The sequence below is a fragment of the Paraburkholderia sp. EG304 genome, from assembly GCF_046543485.1.
GTDB lineage: Bacteria > Pseudomonadota > Gammaproteobacteria > Burkholderiales > Burkholderiaceae > Paraburkholderia > Paraburkholderia youngii.
In genome coordinates, this window is sequence record NZ_JBKGUA010000030.1 from 89,787 (window position 1) to 97,326 (window position 7,540).

Here is a 7,540-nt window from a genome sequence, read left to right on the forward strand (position 1 = left end):
GCGAAGAAATAACTGTGAAAATCGTACTAGACCTTCAAGGTTGTCAATCGGCCAGCCGTTTTCGTGGTATCGGTCGCTATTCGCTCGCGCTCGTCAAGGGTGTGCTACGCAACCGCGGAGACCATTCGATCAAGTTGCTGCTTAATGGTCTATACACCGAAGGACTCGACGAGCTGCGCCAGCAGCTGCAGGCCGATGTGCCTGCCGAAGACATCATCGTTTTCGATGCTGAAGGTCCTGTTGCCGCATTCGATACGGCTAACGAGGCCCGCGCGCGTCTGGCGGAGTTGGCCCGCGAGCGTCTGATCCAGTCGATCAATCCGGACGCGGTGTTCCTCACCAGTCTGTTCGAAGGTTTCGTCGACGACGCGGTAACTTCCGTGGGCTTGCTCGGGGATGGTCCATTCACGGCCGTGACCTTGTACGATCTGATTCCCTATTTGAATCCGGATCCTCACTGGCCCGCTCACTACAAGAATTACTACGATCTCAAGATCGAATCGCTAAGACGCGCAGATCTGCTTCTGTCGATCTCGGATTACGCGCGGTTGGAGTGCCTTGGCGCACTGCCGGAGATGGAAGGCCGAATTGTGAACATGTCGACAGCTTGCGACAGTATGTTCACACCGGGAGGGTTTGCGCCAGGCGAACTTGCTGCGCTACGCGACAAGTTCGGTCTTGCCGAACGGTTCGTCATGAGCGCCGGTAATCTCGAACCGCGCAAGAATTTTGCGCAACTCGTCCGGGCCTTCGCATCGATGCCGGCCGAGCTGCGCAACGGGCGTCAGGTCGTCCTCGTCGGGGGCGCCGACGAAGAGCGGATCAGACAGATCGAGACTCTCGCCGCGGAAGTCGGGCTCGAACCGGATCAGCTGCGCGTACTGGGGCATGTAACGGACCAGGACCTGCTTTCGCTGTATCGGGCATGCGAACTGTTCGTCTTTCCGTCGTTTCATGAAGGCTTCGGGCTGCCGCCGCTCGAGGCGATGGCGTGCGGTGCGGTGGTACTCGGCTCGAATGCGACGAGCGTACCCGAGGTCATCGGGCGCGAAGACGCGATGTTCGATCCGGCGTCGCTTTCGCAGCTTCGCGAGTTGATGACCAAAGCGCTTACTGACGACTCGTTCCGCCAGTCTCTGCGCGCAAGCGCGCTTCAGCAGGCACAGGAATTTTCGTGGGACAAGACGGCGCAGCGCGCCTTGCGCGCGATCGAGTCGGGCGTGGCCGCGCAACTCGAACGTCGTGCACACGATGCGCGGCGCGGTGCCGGGCAGCCCGGTGCCGCGACGCCGGTGGGTCGGCCACGCCTTGCGATGGTGTCGCCGCTGCCGCCCGAACGCACGGGCATTGCCGATTACGTGTCGGAATTATTGCCGACGCTCGGCGAGACGTATGAAATCACTGTGATTTCGGATCAGCAGGGAGATGAAGTTTTGCCCGGCCCAGCGGGCGAGATCTTCGACGTCAAGCCTATCGCGTGGTTCGAACAAAACGCGGACCTGTTCGATCGTGTCGCGTATCAGATGGGCAATTCGCCATTCCACGAACACATGTTCGATCTGATGCGTCGCTATCCCGGCGTTGTCGTGGCGCACGACTTCTATCTGAGTTCGCTGGTGCTCTGGATGGATATGACCGGTCGCGAGCCGGACGCGATGAAGCACGCGCTGGTCCGTTCGCATGGCTACGGCGCGCTCGAGCAGTATGCGCGCGAAGGCGGCCAGGCCGCGAAGCGTCAGTGGCCCTGCAGCGTGGACGTGATGTCGAACGCGCTCGGGGTGATCGTTCACTCGAACTATAGTCGTGAACTCGCCGGCAGTTTCTATGGCAAAGCGTTCATGGGCAAGATGCGCGTCGTCCGTCAGCATCGAGCGGCTGTCGACACCACGCGGCGAGACGAGGCACGACGCAAGCTCGGCCTTGCCAGTGACGATTTCGTCGTCTGCGCGTTCGGCTTCATGGACTTCACGAAGCTGAATCACACGTTGCTCGAAGCGTGGGATCGTTCGGCGCTCGTCAAGGACAAGCATTGCAAACTGATTTTCGTCGGTGGCCGCGAAGAGTCGGACTACGGCCTCAGCATCGACGAGACGATCAGCCGCAGTGAAGGTGCATCGCGCATCAGCATCACGGGGTTCGTCGACCACGAGTCGTTCGTCGACTATCTGTCGGTTGTCGACGTGGCGGTACAGTTGCGCACGTGTTCGCGTGGAGAAACGTCCCGCACCGTGCTCGACTGTCTCGTGCATGGTGTTTCGCTGATCGTGAACGCGAACGGTCCAATGGCCGAGTATCCCGATGACACGCTGATCAAGCTCGACGACGAGTTCAAGACCGGCGATCTCGTCGCCGCGCTAGAACGCCTGTGGCGCGACGCGTCGCTGCGCGAGCGGCTCGGCGCACGAGCGAAAGAGTACATCTACGACAATCATGAGCCGCACAAGACCACTGCTGGCTATGCGGCGGTGATCGAGCATGTGTACGAGACGCGGGCGCTTCAGCAGACGAAGCAGACCGCGACCCGGTTCTGGCGTCAGTTCCCGCCTTCCGCGGCGCTGGACCGCCATAGCGTGCAGGTCGCCACCAATCTGCTTGCGTCGCCCGTCAAGCCGAGCATCTACCTGGATATTTCGGCGACCGCCCGCAACGATCTGAAGACCGGCATCGAGCGCGTGGCCCGCTCGCTGCTGCGCGAGTTGCTCGTCACCCCGCCGAACGGCTACAACATCGTTCCCGTGTATCTGAATCAGGAAAACGGCCGCTGGCGCGTGCGGAAGGCGCAGACGTACCTGTCGAAGCAGCCCGGTTACGAGCTTGTCGATCCGATCGACGAGCTCGTCATCCCCGCACGAGGCGATGCGTTGATCGCGCTCGACCTGTACTCGGACGGTGTCGCTGCCGCGGCTGGGAACGGTCTGTATAACTATTGGCGCTCAGCGGGAGCCCAGATCGGGTTCGTTGTACACGACCTGTTGCCAGTTACCCGTCCCGAGTTTTTCCCGCCGTGGGCGCATGACACGCATAAGACGTGGGCTGCGACGATCTGCGCTAACTCCGACATGCTTTTCTGCATCTCCGAACATGTGCGCAAAGACGTCGCTCAATGGCTGGCCGATCACCATGCGTCGCAGGCGCGCAAGCCGGTCCTGCTGGTGTCGCATCACGGTGCTGATGTCAACGCATCGTTCCCGAGCTCGGGTCTGCCCGACGACGCGGAGGCGACCCTGGAGCAGATGAAGCTGCGTCCAACGTTTCTGATGGTCGGCACGATCGAACCGCGCAAAGGGCACTTGCAGGCGGTTCAGGCTTTCGAGCAGCTGTGGAAGGCGGGGGTGGACGTCAATCTCGTGATCGTCGGTTACGAGGGGTGGAAGTCGTTGCCTGCCAGCGACCGGCGCACCATTCCCGCGACGGTCGAGGCGATCCGCAACGCCCCGGAACTCGGCAAGCGCCTTTTCTGGCTGGAAGGCATCAGCGACGAATATCTCGAACGGGTCTATGCCGTTTCATCCTGCCTGCTATCGCCGTCGGAAGGTGAGGGGTACGGTTTGCCGCTGATCGAAGCTGCCAAGCACGGTCTTCCCATGATCGCGCGTGACATCGAGGTTTTTCGCGAAGTCGCGGGCGACGCGGCTTTCTATTTCACCGGCACGCAGGCGGCGGATCTCGAGCAGGCCATTCACCGCTGGCTCGAATTGCACGCGCAAGGCAAGGTGCCGGACCCGCGTCGTCTCACATTCGACACGTGGGCGCTGAGCGCACAACGCTTTGCTCGTCTGGCCGCGGCGCAATTGCAGCAACGCGCGTAGCCGCATGTCGGCGGTCTTGCGCGACAGGATGTCCGGTCGTGACCGTGCGCTTGAGAACGCTGCACGGGCTCGGCCACGTTCTCGCGAATCCACGAGCCCGCTCTTTTACCGGCTGGGCGACGAAATCCACCAGATCACGCGACGACGGAATCGGACGCCCAGCGCGGAGCGCTCCGTAACCATGCGTGTCTGCCGCGCGAAGGAAGCCGTATGAAGGCGCTGCATATATACCGCACTTATTTTCCCGATCCCCCTGGCGGCCTTCAGGAGGCGATCCGGCAAATCAGCCTGGCGACGAAGGCGTGCGGCGTCGAATCGAAGATATTTACGCTTTCACCTCAGCCTGTGCCGCGCGAACTGACGGTTGCAGAAGGGCAGGTGATTCGATCCAAATCATGGGCGGCGCCCGCGTCTTGCGATCTTGGCGGTCTCGATGCGTTCCGGCAGTATCGTAGGCTCGCGGACTGGGCCGACGTTCTGCATTTCCATTTCCCCTGGCCGTTCGGCGATGTGTTGCGCATGATGGGCGGCAGCGGCAAACCCGCCGTCATGACGTATCACTCCGATGTCGTCCGTCAGCGCTTCCTCGGCTCCATATACGGGCCGTTGATGGCGCGCATGTTGTCTTCGATGTCGGCCGTCGTCGCGACCTCGCCGGCTTACGCGAAATCGAGCACCGTACTGGCTTCGCTGGTCGCGCCGCAGCGGCTGCAAGTCATACCGCTAGGGATCGGCGACTACGCGAACAGCGATTTCGCCCAGCGATGCGGACCGCAAACGCTCGCCCGCATGGCACTCGGCGATAAACCGTATTTTCTTTCGCTTGGTGTACTGCGCTACTACAAGGGTTTGCACACGCTGATCGAAGCCGCGCCCTTGATTCCGGCAACCCTGGTAATCGCGGGATCGGGGCCAGAGATGCAAAACCTGAAGAAACTCGCGGCGGATGTCGGTGCTTCCAATGTCATCTTTGCCGGCCAGGTCAGCGAAGAAGAGAAAATCGCATTGCTGAAGGGGTGCCGTGCGATGCTCCTGCCTTCGCACCTCCGCTCGGAAGCGTTCGGGATGGTGCTGGTCGAAGCATCGATGTTCGGCAAACCCATGGTTTGCTGTGAGGTCGGTTCGGGCACGTCGTTTGTGAACGAGCACAATGTGACTGGTTTCGTCGTTCCGCCCGAATCTCCGCGTGAGTTCGCCGCGGCTGCTTGCCAGTTGCTCGCCGACGAAACATTGGCTGGACAGATGGGACTGGCGGCGCGGGCCCGTTATGAGCGGTTGTGTTCAGCGCCCGCCCTAGGCCGCGCGTACCGACGGCTGTACGACCAGGTAGCGACCGCTGAGCGAATGTGAACCGGATCGGGAGAGACCGCGTATGGGTTGCTGTTCGATCGGGTGCATCCGCACCGAACCCGGAACTGTTCTGCCGTCCGAAACGACGCCGATGCGCGGATCATAGCCCGCGCATACCTTACGGCGTGCAGAGGTTCGTGCCGGACCACCTTATTTTGCGCATTCCACCATGACTCACACCGTACTCATCACTGGCGCGAACGGTTTCGTCGGTCATGCCGTTTCGCGTGCTCTCCTGCAGCGCGGAGACGCCGTCACAGGCGTCGTGCGCCAGCCGGGCACTACTTGCGACGGAGTGCGCGAGTGGGTTCTCGAAACGAGTGACTTCCTGGAGGTCGGCAGTCGCTGGCCTGCGGCGCTCGTTCCCGATACGGTGGTGCATCTGGCAGCGCGAGTGCACATGATGCGCGACACCAGTACCGATCCACTGGCCGCCTACCGCGAGACCAATGTTGCAGGGACGTTGCGTGTTGCCAAGGCAGCGCTCCACGCCGGTGCGCGCCGGTTCGTATTCGTTAGCAGTATCAAGGCGATTGGCGAACGCGATGAGGGCCGTCCGCTGCGCGAGAGCGACGAGCCGGCCCCATGCGATCCTTATGGTGTATCCAAGCTCGAAGCTGAACGGGCGCTTTTCGCCTTGTCGCGTGAAAGCGGACTGGAAGTGGTCGTGGTGCGCCCGCCGCTGGTTTATGGGCCGGGCGTGCGGGCGAATTTCCTGCAGCTGATGGATGCAATATCCCGAGGTCTTCCACTGCCGCTTGGCGCGATTACCGCGCGGCGCAGCCTCGTGTTCGTCGATAATCTCGCCGATGCGATCGTCCAATCCGTGACCGATCCGCGCGCGGCGGGGGAGACGTTTCACGTGACGGACCGGCACGATTTGAGCGTCGCCGAACTGGCTCGCATGCTCGCGACGCAACTTCACGCGCCGTGCCGGCTCGTGCCTGTGCCGCCAAGCGTGCTGCGCATGCTGGGCAAGATTAGCGGGCGTTCCGCGCAAGTCGACCGGCTGATCGGCGAATTACGGCTCGATAGCTCGCACATCGGTAAGACGCTCGGCTGGTATCCGCCGCACACTGTCGAACAAGGACTGTTGCAAACTGCAGCATGGTATCGGGCGACGCGCTGAAAATCGCTGCTGGCGAATCTCGATTCCACCACCTTCCCAGCGCTCCCGTTAACCGCCGACATTTTTGTCCGCCATCCGTCGTCCGGCATCACTTGGCCACAAGCTGAGAAAGGCGCGAGTCCGGGTCGGCATAGATGAGTATGTCGTAACCGTTCACGCGCTTTAGCACAGAGGGCTGGCCGAACTGCGCGATAACATCGGCTGTGGTGTAGTTGTCCGGATTAACCGTGTCGACGAGGATGAATCGCTTCCCGGTGGGAGATCCGTACCACTCGTGCCGCGATAGCCACAAGTATGGCCGGATCAAGCCATCCGCACCTTTTATTACGGCGCGCGTACGCACGGAGTTGCCTGACGCGAGCGTGGTCGACGAGGCAGACCAATATGGCCCATACCCGTCAGTCAAGCGATTCTCTTGAAGCCACGCTGCAAGACCCTGGATTGCAGGGCCAAAGTAAGTCGGGTTTTCACGCGCTACATGGAGCGTTCCCCAAAACGATCCGGCCGACAATATGCCGGCAGCAACGATTAGCAATCGTCCCAAAGTGCTGCCGCCAAGCAGCTTTGCACCTACGATCGATCCATACACCAACGTCGGCAAAAGATAGCGATACGACGTCAGGTTCTGCATCTGGTCGCTGAGAAGCGCGGCGAGCATGGCGATGACGCTAGACCACGCGAAGCACATCAATAGAAAGTCTGTGTTTCTGAGCTGCTCGAGCCTGCCCGAGAACATGCGTCTGACCATCAGCAGGCTACCAGCGATCGCGGCGACCAGAAATACGACGCGAGCGAACATCGTAGCCGGCGTCGCGGCCAGAGCCTCTCTGAAAGTCATGCCGCCGCTGGGAGCTAGCGGTCTGCCTGTGAAGTCCGCGCCAAAGATCATCAGCAAGCCGCGAGTCACTAGTGCGAAGTTACCCGAAAGCCGTTCGAAATCCGCGAAGGCCGCAGGTTGAGCGAAATCGCGAAGCCGTGGACCTTTGCCACCACCACAATGGCCAACCTTCCAATGACGAGGCCGAGCGCCAGTGAAGCGGCGACCCAGACACATTTGTCGCGCTTGACTGCAGCGAGCCAGTGCAATCCGCAAACCACGATTGCGGGTCCGATCGCGGCGGATACTGCGTATTTCGGATGAACGTGACCGGCCGTTTCGGGATCGTGACCGGGGATTTCGGCAACGTGACCGGTCATTTCGGGAACGTGACCGAGCGGACCGGACGGCAGGATTGGCGTTGCGCATGACATC

General features: G+C 61.3%; 5 protein-coding genes. 3 read left to right on the plus strand and 2 right to left on the minus strand.

Features of this window, described 5'->3' with window-relative positions:
- Positions 1-14 precede the first annotated feature (14 nt).
- The 3 genes from ACLFKU_RS28855 (at position 15) to ACLFKU_RS28865 (ending at position 6,288) form a co-directional block, all read left to right on the plus strand.
- Positions 15-3,809: a glycosyltransferase gene (locus ACLFKU_RS28855; RefSeq protein WP_410851339.1), complete on the plus strand. Its 3,795-nt coding sequence runs from the start codon at positions 15-17 to the stop codon at positions 3,807-3,809.
- A 210-nt stretch (positions 3,810-4,019) separates the two neighbouring features.
- A complete protein-coding gene (locus ACLFKU_RS28860) occupies positions 4,020-5,159 on the plus strand; it encodes a glycosyltransferase (RefSeq protein ID WP_410851340.1) in 1,140 nt (379 codons plus the stop codon).
- A 169-nt stretch (positions 5,160-5,328) separates the two neighbouring features.
- Entirely contained in the window at positions 5,329-6,288 is a 960-nt protein-coding gene (locus ACLFKU_RS28865) for a UDP-glucose 4-epimerase family protein (RefSeq protein WP_152850826.1), read from the plus strand.
- 88 nt (positions 6,289-6,376) lie between these two features.
- Here ACLFKU_RS28865 and ACLFKU_RS28870 read toward each other — a convergent pair whose 3' ends face one another.
- Entirely contained in the window at positions 6,377-7,183 is an 807-nt protein-coding gene (locus ACLFKU_RS28870; RefSeq protein ID WP_410851341.1) for a hypothetical protein, read from the minus strand.
- 11 nt (positions 7,184-7,194) lie between these two features.
- Positions 7,195-7,540 (minus strand): hypothetical protein (locus ACLFKU_RS28875; protein WP_410851342.1); only part of this gene is annotated, 346 nt, incomplete at its 5' end.

What these genes read in the sequence shown, in the direction of transcription:
- ACLFKU_RS28865 (WP_152850826.1), top strand. Translation starts at nt 5,329, where the DNA reads ATGACTCACACCGTACTCATCACTGGCGCGAACGGTTTCGTCGGTCAT.
- ACLFKU_RS28860 (WP_410851340.1), top strand. Translation starts at nt 4,020, where the DNA reads ATGAAGGCGCTGCATATATACCGCACTTATTTTCCCGATCCCCCTGGC.